Source organism: Micromonospora sp. PRAS1 (genome assembly GCF_059553435.1).
Genome location: NZ_JCANNB010000129.1, coordinates 1 through 338, shown reverse-complemented (window position 1 = coordinate 338; position 338 = coordinate 1). Strand labels below are relative to the sequence as shown.

Genomic DNA, 338 nt, shown 5'->3' with positions numbered 1-338 from the left:
CGACGCGGCCAACCCACGCACCGTCCGGTACGCGAACACGTCCCGCACGCTCGTCGGATAACCCGCCGCCCGCAACGACCCGACCAACGTCACCGCCAACATCGAGTCCCCACCAAGGTCGAAGAAACTCTCCTCCACACTCACCGACTCCCGACCCAACACCCGAGCCCACACCTGCGCCACCGCCCGCTCCACCGCAGACACCGGCGCCACGAACACACCCACCGGCAGATCAGCGACCCCCGGCACCGGCAACCGCCGCCGATCCACCTTCCCGTTCACATCCACCGGCACCGCACCGACCACCACGAACGCCGCCGGCACCATCACCTCCGGCA

1 protein-coding gene is annotated in these 338 nt (G+C 69.5%); it reads right to left on the bottom strand.

The annotated features are described in order from the left end of the window. The coding region (locus AC507J_RS32400) for a phosphopantetheine-binding protein (protein WP_496294390.1) at nt 1-338 on the bottom strand (338 nt) is incomplete at both ends.